The following is an 18,630-nucleotide window of genomic DNA, read 5'->3' on the forward strand; positions in this document are numbered from 1 at the left end:
TTATGAGCGACTACAAGCATACGTTGAATCTGCCCCATACCGATTTCCCCATGCGTGGCATGCTGCCCAAGCAGGAGCCGGGTCGGGTATCTCAGTGGCAGGACATGAATCTCTACCAGCGCCTGCGTGAGGCGCGCGCCGGTGCCCCTCTGTTCGTGCTGCACGATGGCCCTCCCTATGCCAACGGCAGCATCCATATTGGTCATGCGCTCAACAAGATTCTCAAGGACATCATCGTCAAGTCGAAGAATCTGGCAGGCTTTGATGCACCCTATGTGCCGGGCTGGGACTGCCATGGTCTTCCCATCGAGCATCGGGTGGAAACCACCCATGGCAAGCATCTGGAGCCCCAGAAGGCCCGTGCACTGTGCCGCGAGTATGCCGGTGCCCAGGTCGAGACCCAGCTGGCCGATTTCGTTCGTCTGGGCGTGATCGGCGACTGGGAACACCCTTATCGCACCATGGATTACGCCAACGAAGCCGGTGAGATCCGGGCCCTGGCCGATATGGTCGAGGCGGGGTTTGTCTTCAAGGGGCTCAAGCCGGTCAACTGGTGTTTTGACTGTGGCTCGGCGCTGGCCGAGGCCGAAGTGGAATATCAGGACAAGCAGTCCGATGCCATTGATGTTGCCTTTCCGGTAGAAGACGCCGACAAGCTGGCCGAGGCCTTCGGTCTTGGGTCGCTGGCAAAACCTGCCGCGGTAGTCATCTGGACCACAACACCCTGGACCATTCCTGCCAACCAGGCACTCAACGTTCACCCGGACTTCACCTATGCACTGGTGGATACCGGCGAGCGTCTGCTGCTGCTGGCTGAAGAACTCGTTGAAAGCTCGCTTGAGCGCTTCGGGCTGAGTGGCGAAGTGGTGGCGACCGCCCCGGGCGCAGCGCTGGATCTGATCAACTTCCGTCATCCCTTTTATGACCGCCTGTCGCCGGTCTATCTGGCCGACTACGTCGAATCCGAGGTCGGCAGTACCGGCATCGTGCACTCGGCGCCGTCCTATGGTGTGGATGACTTCAATACCTGTCGTGCCCATGGCATGAGCTTTGATGACATGCTCAACCCGGTGCAGGGGAACGGTGTCTACATCGATGATCTGCCCTTTTTTGGCGGCCAGATGATCTGGAAGGCCAATCCGCACATTATCGAAAAGCTGCGGGAATCGGGTGCGCTGATGGCCCACAAGCCCATCACCCATAGCTATATGCACTGCTGGCGTCACAAGACCCCGGTGATCTATCGCGCCACGGCGCAGTGGTTCGTGGGGATGGACATCCAGGGCAAGGATGGCAAAACGCTTCGCGAGCGGGCACTCGACGGCGTTGAGGCCACACAGTTCACACCCGCCTGGGGCAAGGCGCGGTTGCACAGCATGATCGTCAATCGTCCGGACTGGTGTATCTCGCGCCAGCGTAACTGGGGCGTGCCGATTCCATTTTTCCTGCACAAACAGACCGGCGAGCTGCATCCGCGGACCGTCGAGCTGATGGAAGAAGTCGCCAAGCGCGTGGAGGAGCAGGGGATCGATGCCTGGTTCAGCCTTGATCCTGCCACGCTGCTTGGGGCGGAAGCAGACGACTACGAGAAGGTGATGGATACCCTGGATGTCTGGTTCGACTCGGGCACCACTCATCGCCATGTGCTCAGAGGCTCGCATCTGCAGGGACATGACAGCGGCCCGCGTGCCGATCTCTATCTAGAAGGCTCGGATCAGCATCGTGGCTGGTTCCATTCCTCACTTTTGACCGGCGCGGCCATCGACGGCCACGCGCCGTATCGACAGCTTCTGACCCACGGCTTCACGGTGGATGCTCAGGGGCGCAAGCAGTCGAAGTCGCTGGGTAACGTGGTTGCCCCGCAGGAGGTCATGGACAAGCTGGGCGCCGACATCCTGCGCCTGTGGGTGGCCTCGACCGACTATTCGGGCGAGATGGCAGTGTCTGACGAGATCCTCAAGCGTACTGCCGACGTCTATCGCCGCATTCGCAATACCTCGCGCTTTCTGCTGAGCAACCTGAACGGCTTTGATCCGGCACGTGACATGGTGGCCTTTGAGGACATGATCGCGCTGGATCGCTGGGTCATCGATCGTGCTGCGCTTTTGCAGACGCGTATTCAAAAGGCCTATGAGGAGTATCGGTTCCGCGACGTCTATCAGCAGGTACATGATTTCTGTGCCCGCGATCTGGGCGGTTTCTATCTGGATATCATCAAGGATCGCCAGTACACCACCCAGCCCGACTCACTGGCACGCCGCAGCTGTCAGAGCGCACTGTATCACGTGATCGAAGCGCTGGCGCGCTGGATCGCACCGATTCTCTCCTTCACGGCCGAGGAGATCTTTGAGCATATCCCCGGTGAGCGCGGCGATAGCGTGCTGCTGGAAACCTGGTATGACGGACTCGCCACGCTGTCTGATGATGCCGTCATGGGACGCAGGTTCTGGGAGTCCGTGCTGGAAGTGAAGCAGGCCGTAAACAAGCGGCTGGAAGAGGCGCGCAACGAGGGCGCCATCAAGGGCGCGCTGGACAGTGAAGTCACCCTCTATGTCAGCGATGCGCTCCAGGGCACGCTTTCACAGCTGGGCGAAGAGCTGCGCTTTGTCCTGATCACTTCCGAGGCTACCCTCAAGCCGCTGGCGGATGCGCCCGAGTCTGCGCACAGTGAGCTCGAAGGACTCAGGGTAGCCGTTGCCATGAGCCCTTACGACAAGGATGAGCGCAGTTGGGAGCGCCGTGCCGACGTGGGCGCCAATCCGGACTACCCGACGCTGTCGGCACGCTCGATTGCCAATCTGCCGGATGGCCCCGGTGAGGTGCGCCACTATGCCTAAGGGGCAATATGCGCACGCGCGTTATACGCTGCGATGGTGGTGGCTGTCGCTGGCCGTCATCGTGGTGGATCTGGGCACCAAGGCCTGGGCAAGTATGGCGCTTGCCTATGGGCGTCCCGTTGAGGTGCTGCCGTTTTTCAATCTGACGCTTTTGCACAATACCGGGGCGGCCTTCAGTTTTCTGGCCGAGCATGCCGGCTGGCAGCGCTGGTTCTTTGCCCTGATTGCCGTGGGCGCCGTTATCGCGCTCAGCATCTGGCTGGCCCGGCTTGATCGCCATGACCGGCTCAATCAGGTGTCGATCACGCTGATCATCGGCGGCGCTATCGGCAATCTTTTTGACCGTCTGGTGCACGGTTACGTAGTGGATTTTCTATCCTTTCACTGGCAGGACTGGTATTACCCGGCCTTTAATCTGGCCGATACGGCCATCACGCTGGGTGCCGTGGGCATCATTATTGGCTCGTTCAAGCGTGAGAAAAGCGACACGTCACCAACGGAGCGCCATCATGAAGGATAAGCATTCGGGTCATGGCAGCGATGACGCAGGTCTCGTGGCCGACGACAACATGACGATCGCCATTCATTTCACCCTGCGTCTTGAAGATGGCACCGAGGTGGATACGACCCGCGGCAAGCGTCAGGCCGAGTTTGTCTTTGGGGATGGCAACCTGCCGCCCGGCTTTGAAAAGCCGATCAGGGGCATGCGGGTGGGTGAGACGCGCGTATGCGATGTCGCGCCGGAACATGCCTTTGGCCCCTGGAACCCCCAGAATGTCCAGTTGCTCAAGCGGGCGGATTTCGACGATCAGGACGCACTTGAAGAGGGCGTGGTCATGTCCTTTGCCGATCCGACCGGCGGCGGTGAGCTACCCGGTGTGATCAAGTCGGTGGATGAGCGCCAGGTCGAGGTGGATTTCAACCATCCGCTGGCCGGGCGCACGCTGAGCTTTGAGGTCGAAGTGATCGGGATTACGCCTGCCACTACACACTGACAGCATTTTACGATGGGGCCAGCCGGCCCCGTCACCGTTCGCTCATCAGGGTTTCGATGTGCGACACTGACTCCATTATTCAACAGCGAGGTGGCCCATGCAGATCAGGCTGGCCAATCCACGTGGTTTTTGTGCAGGCGTTGATCGCGCCATTGATATTGTTAACCGGGCGCTCGATGTTTTCGGCGCGCCGATCTATGTTCGCCATGAAGTGGTGCACAACCGCTATGTGGTCGAGACGCTGCGCGAGCGCGGCGCCATCTTCGTCGAAGAACTCGATGCCATCCCCGACGACAACATCGTCATCTTTTCGGCACATGGTGTCTCGCGGGCCGTACAGCAGGAAGCCGAGCGTCGTGGGCTGCGTATCTTCGATGCAACCTGTCCGCTGGTGACCAAGGTCCATATGGAAGTACTGCGTTACGCCAGACGCGGACGTGAGTGCATCCTGATCGGACACGCCGGACATCCGGAAGTCGAAGGGACCATGGGGCGTTATGACGAGAGCTATGGCGGTGCCATCTATCTTGTGGAAGATGAGGCAGATGCGCGTGCGCTAAAGGTCAGGGATCCCGAAAACCTCTCCTTTGTGACCCAGACCACGCTGTCGATGGATGACACCTCAAAGGTCATCGATGCGCTGCGCGCGACCTTCCCGGCCATTCAGGGGCCGCGCAAGGACGATATCTGCTACGCCACGCAAAACCGTCAGGACGCCGTGCGTGAACTGGCCGAGCAGTGCGATGTACTGCTGGTGGTCGGCAGTGCCAACAGTTCCAACTCCAATCGTCTTGCCGAGTTGGCCGAGCGAATGGGCACGCCGGCCTGGTTGATTGATGACGCGCAGTCGATGCAGGCACAGTGGTTTGAAGGCTGTCAGATCGTCGGCGTGACTGCCGGTGCCAGTGCACCCGAAGTGCTGGTTGCAGGGGTCATCGATCGTCTCAAGGAACTGGGGGGGCATGAGCCTGAAGAGCTTGCCGGACGTGAGGAAACCATTACCTTTTCCATGCCCAAAGAGCTGCGCGAGAAGGTGATCGTCAGCGTCTAGTGACCATTGGGAGGCCTGTATGGGAGATCTGCTGCTCTGGGTGATGTTGTTTGTGCTGGCGTTTGCCGGCATGGAGTTCATGGCCTGGTTTACGCATCGCTATATCATGCATGGCTTCCTGTGGTGCTGGCATCGCTCACATCACAGTGAGCGTCATGGGCTTTTCGAGCTTAATGATTTGTTCGCGGTCTTCTTTGCCATACCTTCTGTCGTGCTGATTTACCGAGGGCTTAACGGTCATCCCCTTGAGCTGGCGGTGGGGCTTGGCATTGCTGCCTACGGCCTGGTCTATTTCATGTTCCATGATGGACTGGTACATCGGCGCTTCCCGGTACCGTTCAACCGCCAGCAGCGTTTCTGGAAAAAGCGTATTCAGGCCCATCGCATGCATCACGCGGTAGAAACAAAGGAAGGCGCCGTCTCCTTTGGCTTTCTGGTCACCAGACCCATCAACCGTCTGAAGCGTGATCTGGCCGAGCGTCGCCGTTCCTGATCTCCTTGCTTCTGCCTGCTTCAGGCACCCCGTCAGCAGGCGCCTGTCTTCTCAAGTTATGACGACTTCATGCCGATAGGAGCGCTGTTCAGCGCCCGGATTCGACATGATGATTCATACGCGTATTCCCGCCCAGCGGGGCTTTACCCTGCTGGAAGTATTGGTCGCCATGGTGGTGCTGAGCCTTGGCGCCATGGGCATCATGAGTCTGGTACTGCACGCCCAGCAGGCCAATGAGCAGGCGCTGCAGCGTGGCCGCGCCACACTGCTGGTCAACGACATGCTGGAGCGGCTGCGCGCCAATACCTCTCGTGAGGCGATGTCGGTCTACAACGTGGGCGAAAGCGCTCATGCGCCTATTGGTGATCAACAGTATCAGGGCGGTGGCGATTGCCGACAGGCGTTTTGCGACAGCCAGACCCTGGCACGCTTTGATCTCGCCGATTGGGAACATCAGATCATGCAGGCACAGGGGGAGCATCACCGCCTTGACGGCCTGCCGCAGGCCCATGCCTGTATCACGGTCACCACACAGGCGCAGCGATTTGATGCCACTGTCACGCTGGCATGGCGAGGCACTGGACAGGGTGGCCGCTCGGACAACAGTTCCTGTGCCAGTGCCGATATTACCAGTGCCCGGCAGAGCGTGAGTGCCAGCAGTCGCTATTATCCGGTACGCGGCTGATGGCCCTTGAACCCTGCGCCTCTATGCATGCCCAGCGCGGTGCCACCCTGCTGGAAATGATGATCGCCATGGCGCTGGGACTCATGGTGCTCTCTGCCGTCATTGTGCTTTACATGCAGACCGCACGTACCTTTCAACAGCAGCACGCGATGGCCGACCTTCAGGTACGAGGGCGCATGGCCACGCAGTTGCTGAGCGAGGAGCTGCGGCGCACGGGCTTCTGGGGCGAGATCATGACGCCGGTGCGCGATGACAGTTGCCGTGATATGAGCAGGGCCATCGATATCAAGTGCGCCCTGCCTGTCTGGGGCGGTACGGCTGAGCAGGCCAAAACGCTCGGCCTTGTGCCGCAAAGCGCTTTGAAATCCGATGACCATGCTTCACGACCTGCTGCCGTGGTAGCTGTACGCTATGCCGACCACGGTAACGGTACCTGCCTGACACTCGATACCAGCCTTGATCCCCCGCAGCTCACTCTTGACCAGCCCTGTCAGGGCGACTGGCATTACCATGCCGGGATCTATTACCTGCGCATGGTGAAGGATGACTACAGCGGAGAAAGCGTGCCGGCGCTTTTTGTCAATCAGCGCAGTGCATCGGGGAATTATTCCAGCAGCGAAGTGGCGCGCCATGTCGAGGCCCTTGAAGTGGAATGGGGCCGTGATGACAACGCCGACGGCAGCGCCAATCAATTTTATGACAGCAACGCGGTGGCACACTGGACGGCGGCGGACTGGGACCGGGTGGTGGCAGCGCGCCTCTATATCGTGATGCGCAGCGAGAAAATGGCACTGCAGATGCCGGCACGCGAGTTTCTGGTGGCGGGACGCACTCTTGCCTTTGAGGCCGACCACTATCAGCGACGCCTTTTTGTCACCACGGCGACGCTGCGCAATGGTCGCCTCAGGGGAGCAAATGGTCTCTAATCACCGCCAGGAAGGTTTTACGCTGGTCATTGGATTGATACTGCTGACCGCCATGACGCTGCTGGCCGTATCGCTGGCCCAGCGTGGTCTTCTGGATACCCGGCTGGCCCACTATGCCGAGACCGGCGTACAGCGCTTTCAGCAGCAGGATGGGCAGATCGAGACGCAGCTGGCACAGCTCGATACGCTCATGCCTGCCTATCTGGCGCAGCCATGCAGCGAAAGCGTTGTGGCACCTGCTGTCGGCACGCAACTGAGTGTGCAGCGGCTGTGCCTGAGTGATGAACAGGCGGGACTTTCAAACGCTGTCCGTGAACAGCTCGAACGTCGCCATGCGACGAGCTTTGCCGCCACCGGTAATCAGGCGCTGAAACATTATCGCTATTTCAATCTGCGCATCGTCCCTGAAGGTTTTGATGCTTCCCGGGATCAGGCGCAGGGGATTTATCAGGGTGTGGTCACGCTGAGCACGGGAGGCGGGGAATAATGGATATCTGCGCGTGCAAACGCTGGCAGCGGCGGCTGTTGCTGGCTGTTCTGGCGGCGTGTCTGATGGTTTCAGACGTGATTCGAGCCGACGACGTGGACATCTATCTGCCTGCCTATCAGGCCAGTGGCGGAGGTGGGCAGCCCCAGGTGATGCTGATCATCGATACTTCGACCAGCATGAATACCGCCCTGCCCGGGTCCAATAAAACGCGTATTGGCGTGACACGGGAGGTGCTGAGCAGCCTTGTTCGCCAGCATCCCGGGATCAATTTTTCGATTGCAGTATTCAACGACAATAACTGGGTCGGTCGCGAGAGCCCCTATGATGATCTTGGTCAGAATGGGGGGCGTGTCATTCAGGGATTCCCCTTCGAACCGCGACAGAGCGGCGATGCCCGTAATGCCCTGCTGACGACCATTAACAGCAGGATAACGGCCAATACCACAACGCCGCTTTGTGAAACCATGAGCGAGGTCTATCGGTACTTTACCGGTCTGGAAGTGCTGTATGGCAAGGAAAATACCAAGGCCAGGCCCGCACGTGATACAGGCATCGAAACAGGCAATGGCATCTATAGGTCACCCATGCGTCCCTGCGAGCAGGTCTACGTCATCTATATGACCGATGGGCAGCCCCTCATGGATACCCAGGCCAATGAATTTATAGAAAAGCTCACCGGCAAGTCCTGCAAGCTCTATGACGCGGCAGTGCCCAATACCGATAACGTGGAATCCGTTAAAAACTGCCTGCCGCAGCTGACGCGCTTCATGGCAGAACACGATCTGGGAGATGGACAAGGGGGGCGCCCTGATCTGCCCGGCACCCAGCATGCCTATACCTTTACCATTGGCTTTACCACGAAGCAGCGCCTGCTTGAAGATGCCGCCCAGCCCCCGCCGGGTATTTTGCAGGGCTACTACGAAGCCAATGATCGCGATGGTCTGGATCTGGCCTTCAGTCGGATACTGGGCAGTATCATTGAAAACGAGATTCAGACGCAGCGCTTTACAACGGCCACCAATGTTGACGGTACAGAGAATCTGGGACAGGTCTATTCGCCCGGCTTTCTGCCGCGCGGCTATGTGCCCTGGACCGGCAATCTGAAAAAGTTTGCCGTGGATGCCAGTCAACCCAGTAATCCCGTGAAAAGGGATCTCTGGAGCCGGGGAATCACCGAGATTGCCGCACCGGATGCCGTGGAGCAGGGCGGGGCGGGGGCGCGTCTGCGTGAACAGGTTGTTTCCGGCAGAAATCTTTATACCGATCTGGGCAAGGGAGCTGTTTTTGCGCCATTGGCCAGGCCCGGCATTCAGCAGGGCCTTGATGCTGACGGCATCGATAAAGAGGCTCTGACCGTGCTCAAGCAGGCCGGCTATAGCCCGCGTCAGCTGGCGGACTGGGTCTATGGGCTTGATGTTACCAATGACAGCGAGACCGATATCAGGCCCTGGGTGATGGGCGACATCGTGCATTCACAGCCGCTGGCCATCAATTATGGCTGCGCCGATGCGCGTTCAAGCTGTCCGCCGGGTGATCAACGCATTCGCATTTTTGTGGGAACCAACGAGGGTCTGCTTCACGCCATCGACGATGCCAGTGGTGCAGAACGGTGGGCCTTCTGGCCACGCGAGACAGCTGCCATGGCCGTGTATCGCATGCTCAACACCCGGCCCGAGTACCCCTGGCCAAACAGTGACGGTGGGCAGACGTATCTTTCCCAGTCAACGCACTATGGGGTTGATGGCTCACCGGGCGCCTGGCTTGCCTACGCCACCACGCGAGATGCCGCGGGGCAGGCCCGCACCTCGCTGAAGAGTGCGGTACTGGCGTTCGGATTGGGTCGTGGTGGGCGTGGCTACTACGGATTGAATGTCATCAATCCCGACGAGCCGGAACGTGCTTGGCATGCCCTTGAGCCGGACTGGGGACAGAGCTGGTCTACTCCGGTGGCGGTCACGCTGGCCGATGGCCGTCTCGCTTTCCTGGCAGGTATGGGCTATGACATCACGGCCGGCAGCCGTGCCAATCGAGGGGCGGCTCGCTTTGGCGCGGGCATGGTGGTGATTGATGCCCGTAGCGGTGTGATCATTGCCTCACTCAAGGGGCCCAGTGATAGCGTGCCGGCGACCATTACCCCGGTGGATCGAGACTTTGACGGGGCAGTAGATGGTGCCTTTTTCGGCGATACCGGAGGCAATGTCTGGTTTGCCGACCTGCGCCTGGGCGATGATGACAGGGGTAAAAAAAGAACGACCGCGGACTGGCAGCTGCATCAGGTGGCATCTCTGGGACGTCATGATCAGGAAGGTATCGACCGTGCCTTTTTTAATCGGGCCAACCTGGTACGTACCTATCTGGATCAACAACCCGTGGATCTCTTGATGCTGGGCAGCGGTGATCGCGCCAACCCACTTCGCAGCGATAGCCAGGACGCTTTTTATATTCTTGAGGTCAGCCAATGGCTGGATGGTTCCCTCAATGGCCGGGTTCCGGGCATACTTGATAATAACGATCTAATGGAGGCTGCGGCGCAGGCATCAACCTATACGCTTAACGCCCCGGTGGATCGTCAGGGGTATCTGGACATGAATGCCTTCCATGGCTGGCGCTTGATGCTGCCGACGGGTATGAAGGTGCTGTCTGATGCCTCCACCGTTACCGGCAATACGCTTTTTACGACCTATCAACCCGAAGTACCGGACAATATGTGCATGGCTGCTCGTGGTGCTTCGCGGCTTTACGGCTTTTCCCTGCCGGTCTGGCATGACAGGGGGCACCAGCACGAACAGCAGTCTGCCATGGTCAAGAGCACGGATATGGGAAGTTATCTACAGGAAACGCCTGCCTTTTTGATCGAAGGGCTGCGCACCCGTGTGCTGGATACCAACAGGGCTCATCAGGTGGCAGCAGTGCTCAGGGATGACAAGGGCGAATCACAGACCGCTGAAAACGGCTGTGGTCAATATGATGCCAGGGAAGGCGTCTTTCGCGAATGTCTGGTAGCAGCACCCTTGTGGTGGTATCAGCAATAATTTCCTGCACGCCACCGCAGGACAGTGAAAAGAGCTGTGTAACAACATAATAATGGCCCTGAAAGGGCGGGGTGCGGGGAACCGATGCTGGGAATCTACGAGCAGATATTTGGGAGCAGCGATGTCCGGCACCTTGGCCGCTGGCTACGGTTGCTGCTGTTCATGCTGGTCTATCTGATGCTGGCAGTGGGCGCCATGACGCTATCCCATGGGGATACGACAGTGGTGCCGCCATGGCTTGCAGGACCCCTGGCCATCGGGGCGCTGGTGCGTTTGCATCCACGTGACTGGGCTATTCCATTTCTCGGGATTGCGCTGGCCGATATGCTGGCCCACTACCTCTGTCATGCCCCCTATGGCGTTCCTCGCTATACCGTGATCAATGGCATTGAAATTCTCCTGGGTGCACTCTGGCTTCGCTGGCGTCATGGGAGTGGTCTGATCATGGGCAACATTTCATCGCTTCTGCGCATGTTGCTGGTCAGCGTGCTGGGCATACCGCTGATCGGCTCGCTGATGCTGGCATCGACGGAGCCCTGGCAGGCTGGATCGGAATTTCTTCAGCTGTGGTGGGGGCGCTACCTTTCCGGGTGTCTGGGCATGCTTGTCATGCTGCCTGTGGTCCTCAACAGCTCCATTCGTCGCTGGCGTACGCTGCTTTCCCGGGGGATTTTGACGTCATTCAACGCCATGCTGGCCCTGACAGTGCTATCCAATGTCGTCATCGTGGTGTTTTTCCCCGATGAACTTGTCTGGAGCATCGTGCCATTGCTGCTGGGCGCACTGCTGTTTGATTTCTTTAGAAGTACTCTGCTCAACGTGGTCAGTGTTATCTCGCTGGTCGTGCTGGTGTATTCCGGTCATCAGGGCGAAGCGCCTCATTTCAGCATGTTCCACTACATTACCATCGCCCTGACGGTACTGCCGGCCCTGTTGCTGGGGCTGGCGTTACAGAGTTTTCGCCGGGAGCAGGCACAGCTGTCACAAAGCGAGCAGCGCTGGAAGTCTGCTCTGGAAGGCAGCGGGCAGGGCGTATGGGAGATCGATCTGGTGCGTCATCAGATCAAGGCTTCACTGGAGGCGCACCGCTTGCTGGGCACGGAGGATGAGGCGTCAGCCTGTTCCATGACGTACTGGCGCGAGAAAACCCATCCTGATGACGTGGCACGCGTAGAGCAGGCATTCAGTACTCATGTTGCGGGCCAGGTACCGCTGTATATCGCGGAATATCGTATACGCCAGAAGGATGGTGACTATCGCTGGTATCAATCACGCGGCAAGGTCATGCAGTTCGATGAGCGGGGCAGGCCGCTGAAGATGATTGGTACGTTGATCGATATCCATGCCGCACGCCAGGCCGAGTTCGAACGTGAACAGCTTGCGCGCGATCTGCAGGAGGAGAAGGAGCGGTTGCAGGTGACGCTCAACTCGATCGGTGATGGGGTCATCGCCACCGACATGGGTGGCAGTATCGTGTTCATGAATCCCGTGGCCGAGGAGATTACCGGCTGGCCCTTCTTGCAGGCCAGAGGGCGTGCGCTTCAGGAGGTATTTCATCTACACGGGCAGGACATGACGCCACAGTCACTTGAGCTGATCGAAACCTGTGTGTCTCGCAATGAAGCCTGCATGACCGGGGATGACTCGATTCTGGTCAACAGGTGCAAGGAGAGTCGTGAAGTCAAGGCGACGGCTGCGCCGGTGCGCGCATCCGGTGGCAACGCCATGGGGGCCATCCTGGTCTTTCAGGACATGTCACGCGCGCGCGAACTTCAGCGTCATCTGACCTTTACCACCAGCCATGATGCACTGACCGGATTGTATAACCGTCGACGCTTCGAGCAGGAAGTAGAAAACGTCATCAGCGGCGCAGCATGCGCGCCGGCCATTCTGGTGATCCTGAACCTGGATCATTTCAAGATCATCAACGATTCAGCGGGACAGCTGGCAGGAGATGCCCTGCTGATTGAAGTCAGTCGCCTGATCGAGCAGCACATCAGTAGCTGTGATGTGCTGGCGAGGCTGGGCAGTGATGAATTCGGGCTGTTGCTTCATGACCGTGACATTGATGCGTCAGCGGTGTGGGTAGACACCGTCATTCAGGCCATTGGCGCGCTGCGATTTTCGTGGGATGGACGGCTTCATGATGTGAGCGTCAGCGCCGGGTTGATACCGCTGGACAGTGAGTCTGCAAGCTTTAGTACCGTGATCGGTCGCGCCAATGTGGCCTGTTACACGTCCAAGCAGTGCGGGCGCAATCGGGCGACTGTGTATCATCCAGGACAGGAAGACATCGAACAGTATCATCGCGATGTTTTCATGGCGGCCGGATTGCGTGAGGCCATCGAAAGTGATCGTTTCGTTCTTTTCTGCCAGCGTATCGTACCGCTGCAGGGCGAGGGCAGTGACTATCTGGAAGTACTGGTGAGAATGCTGGGAAGGGAAGGCGAGGTGGTGGCCCCTGGTGCCTTCATTCCGGTGGCCGAGCGCTATGGCATCATGACCGGCGTAGATCGCTGGGTGATCGAGCACACCCTTATCCATAACGGCGAGCGATTAAAGCAGGTGCTGGCGGGTCGCTCACTGAGCATCAATCTTTCGGCCAATTCCCTCAATGATGCAGGGTTTTTGCCCTGGCTGATGAAAACCATGGCGGCTTCCGTTATCCCTGCGCAGATGCTGATATTTGAAATCACGGAGACGGCACTCATGAACCATCTGGCGCTGGCACGTGAGGTCATTGATGCGCTGCGCAAGGCAGGATGTCGGGTGGCGCTGGATGATTTTGGCAGTGGGTTAAGCTCGTTCAGCTATCTGCGCAATTTCGTGGTCGATATCATCAAGATCGACGGCGGCTTCGTACGCCATATCAACGACAATACGCTGGATCAGGTAATCGTTGATGCCATCAATCAGATCGCCCACCGGCTGGGCGCGCTGACCGTGGCGGAGTTCGTCGAGGATGGCGGCAGTGCCGAAAGGCTTGTCAACATGGGGGTCAATTACGCTCAGGGCTATTATCTGCACCGACCAATGCCGCTTGAAAGGCTCTGGCTGGAGTAACGTGGCTCAGCAGTCACCGTTGGTATCAGCGGTTTCACGGCGCGTGCGCCCGAGTCGATTGACGATCAGCCGCTGCGTTCTCTGGCCGTGACAGAGATGAAAGGTGCCGTTGAGAATGCTGCTCGAGAGCCGGGGATGAAAGACAAGTGCCTGTGACAGTCCCTGCCAGCGCAGGGTGACAGTGTCATGACGTTTGATGCGATGGCGAACGTGGCCATCGGCGTCCATGACCAGCAGATGTTGCCATTGGCCATCACAGCGCAGACCATCATCACTGCCGCACAGGGTCCACGGCCTGCCATGATCCAGGCTGGCCATCTGCGCCTGCTGCATCAATCCCTGTACATCACGCATCTGGGTATTCAGCAGGTGATCGGCGTGCCACTGTTGTGTGAAAGGGATGACCCGGCCCACCAACAGCGCCAGAATGGCCATGCATACCGTGGCTTCGAGCAAAGAGATGCCCCTCTGAGAACGCAAGGTCCTCTCCTTTGTTGTCTATTGGTCAATTTAACGGCACGGGTCAACTCTAATTTAGAAATTATTGATCAAAGGCATGCAAATGCTGTTCGGCCATGGCACCTACAGGGATGAACGCTGCGTGAAAGCCAGTGACGTGATCGTGGTAGGAGGCGGGATCAATGGCATGATGAGTGCCTGCAAGCTGGTACAGGACGGCTTTCAGGTCACGCTTGTAGAGCGCGGGCAATGTGCCCGGGAGGCGTCCTGGGCCGGCGGCGGCATATTGATACCGCTCTATCCCTGGCGTTACGCCGACCCTATTGCCCGGCTTGATGCACTGGCCGCGCCGCAGTGGACCGATCTTGCCAACATGCTGGCCTCTGCCACCGGTATCGATCCCCAGTACACGCCTCATGGCATCATGCATGCCAGGGTCGAAGATGACCAAAACGCCCGAGCGTGGTCGGCGCGCCATAACGACATGCTCACATCGCTCGGCTCATCTCAGGCGCACACGTGCCTGGGGCAGTTGACGACGACATCGCTTGAGCCTGCGTTCTGGATATCCGGACGCGGCAGCATTAGAACGCCGCGATTGGGTCAGGCGCTGCGGCAGTGGTTGATGGATCATCCGCACGCTACGCTGGTGGAGCACTTTGAAGTGACCTCACTGCTGAGTGCAGGGGGCCGTATTCAGGGCGTGGCGGGTAGTCAGGGCAGATATCTGGCACCCCGTGTGGTCATGGCGGGCGGCCCCTGGACCCGTGAGCTGATGGCGCGTCATGTTTCACTGCCCATCACGCCCGTGCGGGGGCAGATGCTGCTGTTCAGGCCCGAGCGTCCGCTGCTTCGGGCGGTCATGTTGATGAACGGCTTTTATCTGATTCCCCGACAGGATCATCATATCCTGGCAGGCAGCACCTTCGAGAATGCAGGCTTTGACCGCACCACGACGGTGGAAGGTTACGCGCAGATTCATGCGAAAGCGCTGGAAATGTTGCCGGCGCTCAAGGATATCGAGGTGACCCATCACTGGGCAGGACTGCGGCCGGGCTCTCCCGGTAGCGTTCCTTTCGTCGGGGCGGTGAATGATGTCGAGGGGCTTTACGTCAATGCAGGCCACGGAGGCAATGGTGTGGTGCTCTCACCAGCGACGGCAGATCTTCTGTGTGCCCACATCAAGGGTACAACGCCTTCGGTGGATCCTGCGCCCTACACCTTGCCTGATTCAGGGTGAACGTCGGCGCGGCTGCGGTCCATTGCTGATAAAGCGTGCCTGATGGTCCTGACAGCAGAACCAGTGTCTGTCACCTGGAAGATGGCGTGACACCTCATTGACATGAGGATCCTCCAGCGCGTCATGGCGTGATACATGCACATGACAGTAGGCGCAGCGCACCATCGCTTCTCCGGCAGCCGGGGTCGGCGGATGCGGTTTGCGCTGACGTTTCAGGCGGCGATAAAAAAGCCATCCCAGCCAGAGCAGGGCAGCCACAATAATCAGTCGGGCCATGAATGGACTCGGACTCCTGTCATCGAAAGCAGGCAGCGGGCCTTGCCTGATTCAAACCGTGATCGGCGTCGCGCCATGATGGCGTGATCACCGTGGCGCTGTAGTGTAAAAGAGAATCAAGAGTGCGCCAACGTTGCGCCCTGTCGGACATGAAAACGCCCCAACGCAGGGTGGGGCGTTTTAGCGCATCAACGAGCAGCGATGAATCAGCTGTCTTCCAGCCGCAGGGAGCCGCGCAGATAGCGTGGATTGAAGGTGTTACCGCTCAGGCGAGCATTATCCGGATCATTATGAATCAGCTCGGCCAGTGCCTGACGGGCCTCCTTTTGCATGTCCAGACCCATGTAGCCCTCCACCATGACCGCCAGGGCGTCACGTGTGGCGGGGGTCTGTGGATAGTGCTCCAGTACCCAGCGCCCGCGGTTGACGGCGGCCAGATAGGCCTGCTTGCGCAGGTAGAAATCGCCGATCTGAAGCTCGTGACGGGCCAGCACGTTGCGCAGGAAGATAATGCGCTGGCGGGCGTCAGGGGCGTAGGCACTATCAGGGAAGCGGCGTACGACTTCACCAAAGTCGACATAGGCGTCACGCGTGGCGCCCAGATCGCGCTTGGAAATGTCGATCAGATCCAGGCTTTCCAGACTGAAACGTCCTGATTCCCAGGCTGCCATGCCACGCATGTAGTAGGCATAGTCGACCTGTGGATGATCGGGATGAAGTCGAATGAAACGGCTGGCGGCAGCACGAGAGGCTTCCCAGTTGCCGACCTGGTAGTAGCCGTAGATCAGCTCCAGCTGGGCCTGCTGCGCGTATTCACCGAACGGGAAGCGGTTATCAAGCGTTTCAAGCTGAGTGACGGCGGCGGAGTAGCGGCCATTGTCGAGCGCCTGCTGAATGTTTTGGTAGAGCTGCTGCTCGCTAAGCTCGTTATCCTGCTCCTGGCTCTGACTGCTGGCGCAACCGGCCAGCATGATGGCAGCCAGCGCAAGGGCGCTCAGGGAAATGGCGCGCATTGTCGTCCTCGTCTCAAACAAACCGTGGCGGCATGATAGAATCCGCCCAACAGCTACTGAATGAAGTGTGTGGGGCCTACTATACGGACCGGCAGCGCATTACGCGAATGACGCGCTGCCTGTTCCCGGTACCAATGATCCCGCACTATAAAGCATTGTAAAGCCGTGGCGAAATGCCCGGTCCATGCTCCTGCAGAGAATTGCATGTCACAGACCATCGAACAAACGCGTACTGTCCCCGACACCATGACCGGTTTGCGGCTGGATCAGGCGGCCGCCGAACTTTTTGACGAGTTCTCCCGCGAGCGTCTTAAAAGCTGGATCAAGGAGGGCGCACTGACCGTGGACGGCCAGAAGGTACGCCCGCGCGCGCCGGTCATGTCAGGCGCCGTGCTGGCGCTCAATGCCGTGCTCGAGGAAAGCCGCGTCTGGCAGGCCGAGCCAATTGCGCTGGAGATCGTCCACGAAGATGATGCCGTGATGATCATCAACAAGCCGGTAGGGCTGGTTGTCCATCCCGCCGCCGGCAATCAGACCGGGACACTGCTCAACGCGCTGCTGCATCATGCGCCCGAGCTTGCGACCCTGCCACGTGCCGGCATCGTGCACCGTCTGGACAAGGACACCAGCGGACTGATGGTGGTGGCCAGAACGCTGGGCGCACAGACATCGCTGGTCGAGCAGCTGCAGGCGCGCCGGGTCAAGCGCGAATACGATGCCATTGTCACCGGGGCCATGATCGCCGGCGGCAAGGTCGATGCGCCCATCGGTCGCCATCCGGTGGATCGCAAGCGTCAGGCGGTGGTGGCCAACGGAGGCAAGCCGGCGGTGACGCATTACCGGGTGGTCGAGCGCTTTCGCGGTCATACCCACATTCGCTGTCGCCTGGAGACCGGGCGTACCCACCAGATTCGTGTGCACATGGCGCATCAGCGTTTTCCGCTCGTGGGTGATCCTGTCTACGGTGGACGGCTCAAGCTGCCGGCAGGAGCAGGGGAACCCCTCAAGGAAACGCTGCGCCACTTTTCACGCCAGGCACTGCACGCTCGCCGGCTGGCCTTTGTTCATCCGACCACCCATGAAACCGTCGAGTTCGCCATGGAACTGCCCGATGACATGTTCATGCTGCTTGATGTCCTGCGCGACGATCAGGCGGCAACATGAACCACGACAGCCGCGATCAACCCACGCTTATCGTGCCGGACTGGGTGGCGCCTGATTCGGTGGGCGCCTTTGTGACCACCCGTGAGACAGGGCCCAGTCAGGGGCCCTATGCCGCCTTCAATGCGGCCTCTCACGTGGGAGATGATCCTGAAACGGTCGCCTGGCTGCGTCAGGTGCTGGGGGCGAGAATCGGGGATCATCGACCGCTTTTATGGCTGGATCAGGTGCACGGCGCCCGCGTACAGCAGTCCTTTCAGACGCCCCCGCCCTCGGCTGATGCCGCCATCGCCCGTGACCAGCAATATGCCTGTGTGATTCAGACGGCCGACTGCCTGCCGGTGCTGTTCTGTGATCGGCGCGGTACCCGGGTGGCGGCCGCGCATGCCGGCTGGCGCGGTCTGGCCGGCGGCGTACTGGAAGCCACCGTGGCGGCGCTGGGCTGTGCCCCCGAGGAGGTCATGGCCTGGCTGGGGCCCGCGATTTCCAACATGCAGTATGAGGTCGGGCGTGAAGTATATGACGCCTTCGTCAATGTCCATCCGCAGGCATCTGCAGCCTTTGAAGCAAGCCCCTATCGGCTGGGTCACTTCATGTGTGACCTTTATCGGCTGGCACGCCTGCGTCTGGAAGCGCTGGGCGTCACCGATATCAGCGGCGGCCACTTTTGTACGGCGTCTGATTCCCGCTTTTATTCTCACCGTCGTGATAATGGTCTCACCGGGCGCATGAGCAGTGTGATCTGGTTACGCTAGCGCACGCCGAGGCGCGCTGTCAGAGACGCTGAATTATTTAACATAATATTTTCACGGTCTGCTTGAAACCCTCGCCGGCGTCCCCATCTTTGCCTGCAAGAATGTCGATAAACGCGCTTTGAAATGCCAGATCTGCTGCTGTGCAGACACTGCT

Annotated in this window: 16 protein-coding genes; 13 read left to right on the top strand and 3 right to left on the bottom strand. The window is 59.2% G+C overall.

Going from position 1 to position 18,630, the window contains the following annotated elements:
* Positions 1-2 precede the first annotated feature (2 nt).
* From ileS to IE123_RS10335, 10 genes are all read left to right on the top strand, one after another.
* The gene (ileS, locus tag IE123_RS10290) at positions 3-2,837 is read left to right on the top strand and encodes an isoleucine--tRNA ligase (RefSeq protein WP_189517764.1); all 2,835 of its coding nucleotides are present in this window, start codon (positions 3-5) and stop codon (positions 2,835-2,837) included.
* Entirely contained in the window at positions 2,830-3,357 is a 528-nt protein-coding gene (gene lspA, locus IE123_RS10295; RefSeq protein WP_189517766.1) for a signal peptidase II, read from the top strand. Before ileS ends, lspA begins: the two co-directional genes overlap by 8 nt.
* Positions 3,347-3,832 carry an FKBP-type peptidyl-prolyl cis-trans isomerase gene (locus tag IE123_RS10300; RefSeq protein WP_189517768.1) on the top strand — a complete coding sequence of 162 codons (486 nt, stop codon included), beginning with the start codon at positions 3,347-3,349 and terminating at the stop codon, positions 3,830-3,832. The genes lspA and IE123_RS10300 overlap by 11 nt, the downstream gene beginning before the upstream one ends.
* A 97-nt stretch (positions 3,833-3,929) precedes the next feature.
* The gene (gene ispH / locus IE123_RS10305; RefSeq protein WP_189517770.1) at positions 3,930-4,883 is read left to right on the top strand and encodes a 4-hydroxy-3-methylbut-2-enyl diphosphate reductase; all 954 of its coding nucleotides are present in this window, start codon (positions 3,930-3,932) and stop codon (positions 4,881-4,883) included.
* A gap of 19 nt (positions 4,884-4,902) precedes the next feature.
* A complete protein-coding gene (locus IE123_RS10310; RefSeq protein WP_189517772.1) occupies positions 4,903-5,376 on the top strand; it encodes a sterol desaturase family protein in 474 nt (157 codons plus the stop codon).
* Between the two features lie 106 nt (positions 5,377-5,482).
* Positions 5,483-6,061 carry a type IV pilus modification protein PilV gene (pilV, locus tag IE123_RS10315; RefSeq protein ID WP_189517774.1) on the top strand — a complete coding sequence of 193 codons (579 nt, stop codon included), beginning with the start codon at positions 5,483-5,485 and terminating at the stop codon, positions 6,059-6,061.
* Complete coding sequence (locus IE123_RS10320) at positions 6,061-6,987, top strand: PilW family protein (protein WP_189517777.1); 927 nt, start codon at positions 6,061-6,063, stop codon at positions 6,985-6,987. Before pilV ends, IE123_RS10320 begins: the two co-directional genes overlap by 1 nt.
* Complete coding sequence (locus tag IE123_RS10325; protein ID WP_189517779.1) at positions 6,977-7,474, top strand: pilus assembly PilX family protein; 498 nt, start codon at positions 6,977-6,979, stop codon at positions 7,472-7,474. The genes IE123_RS10320 and IE123_RS10325 overlap by 11 nt, the downstream gene beginning before the upstream one ends.
* Positions 7,474-10,509, top strand: coding sequence for a PilC/PilY family type IV pilus protein (locus IE123_RS10330; RefSeq protein ID WP_189517781.1), 3,036 nt, complete (start codon positions 7,474-7,476; stop codon positions 10,507-10,509). Before IE123_RS10325 ends, IE123_RS10330 begins: the two co-directional genes overlap by 1 nt.
* 84 nt (positions 10,510-10,593) lie before the next feature.
* Positions 10,594-13,572, top strand: a complete 2,979-nt coding sequence (locus IE123_RS10335) for an EAL domain-containing protein (RefSeq protein ID WP_189517783.1) — start codon at positions 10,594-10,596, stop codon at positions 13,570-13,572.
* A 6-nt stretch (positions 13,573-13,578) separates the two neighbouring features.
* Here the strand turns inward: IE123_RS10335 and IE123_RS10340 are convergent, their stop codons facing one another.
* A complete protein-coding gene (locus tag IE123_RS10340; RefSeq protein ID WP_189517785.1) occupies positions 13,579-14,052 on the bottom strand; it encodes a GspH/FimT family pseudopilin in 474 nt (157 codons plus the stop codon).
* Positions 14,053-14,173: 121 nt separating this feature from the next.
* On the opposite strand from IE123_RS10340, the gene IE123_RS10345 reads away from it, so the two are divergent.
* On the top strand, positions 14,174-15,271 hold the full coding sequence (locus tag IE123_RS10345) for an NAD(P)/FAD-dependent oxidoreductase (protein WP_189517787.1): 1,098 nt from the start codon (positions 14,174-14,176) through the stop codon (positions 15,269-15,271).
* On the opposite strand, the gene IE123_RS10350 is transcribed toward IE123_RS10345, so the two are convergent.
* Together IE123_RS10350 and IE123_RS10355 are read right to left on the bottom strand one after the other, a co-directional pair.
* A complete protein-coding gene (locus IE123_RS10350; protein ID WP_189517789.1) occupies positions 15,263-15,547 on the bottom strand; it encodes a PP0621 family protein in 285 nt (94 codons plus the stop codon). The genes IE123_RS10345 and IE123_RS10350 overlap by 9 nt on opposite strands.
* A 206-nt stretch (positions 15,548-15,753) precedes the next feature.
* Complete coding sequence (locus IE123_RS10355) at positions 15,754-16,560, bottom strand: outer membrane protein assembly factor BamD (protein ID WP_189517791.1); 807 nt, start codon at positions 16,558-16,560, stop codon at positions 15,754-15,756.
* A gap of 204 nt (positions 16,561-16,764) precedes the next feature.
* Between IE123_RS10355 and rluD the strand changes: the two genes are divergently transcribed.
* Together rluD and pgeF are read left to right on the top strand one after the other, a co-directional pair.
* Entirely contained in the window at positions 16,765-17,724 is a 960-nt protein-coding gene (gene rluD / locus IE123_RS10360; protein ID WP_189517793.1) for a 23S rRNA pseudouridine(1911/1915/1917) synthase RluD, read from the top strand.
* On the top strand, positions 17,721-18,476 hold the full coding sequence (gene pgeF, locus IE123_RS10365; protein WP_189517795.1) for a peptidoglycan editing factor PgeF: 756 nt from the start codon (positions 17,721-17,723) through the stop codon (positions 18,474-18,476). The genes rluD and pgeF overlap by 4 nt, the downstream gene beginning before the upstream one ends.
* Positions 18,477-18,630: the final 154 nt, after the last annotated feature.

The sequence above is a fragment of the Kushneria pakistanensis genome (assembly GCF_014652795.1).
Lineage (GTDB): Bacteria > Pseudomonadota > Gammaproteobacteria > Pseudomonadales > Halomonadaceae > Kushneria > Kushneria pakistanensis.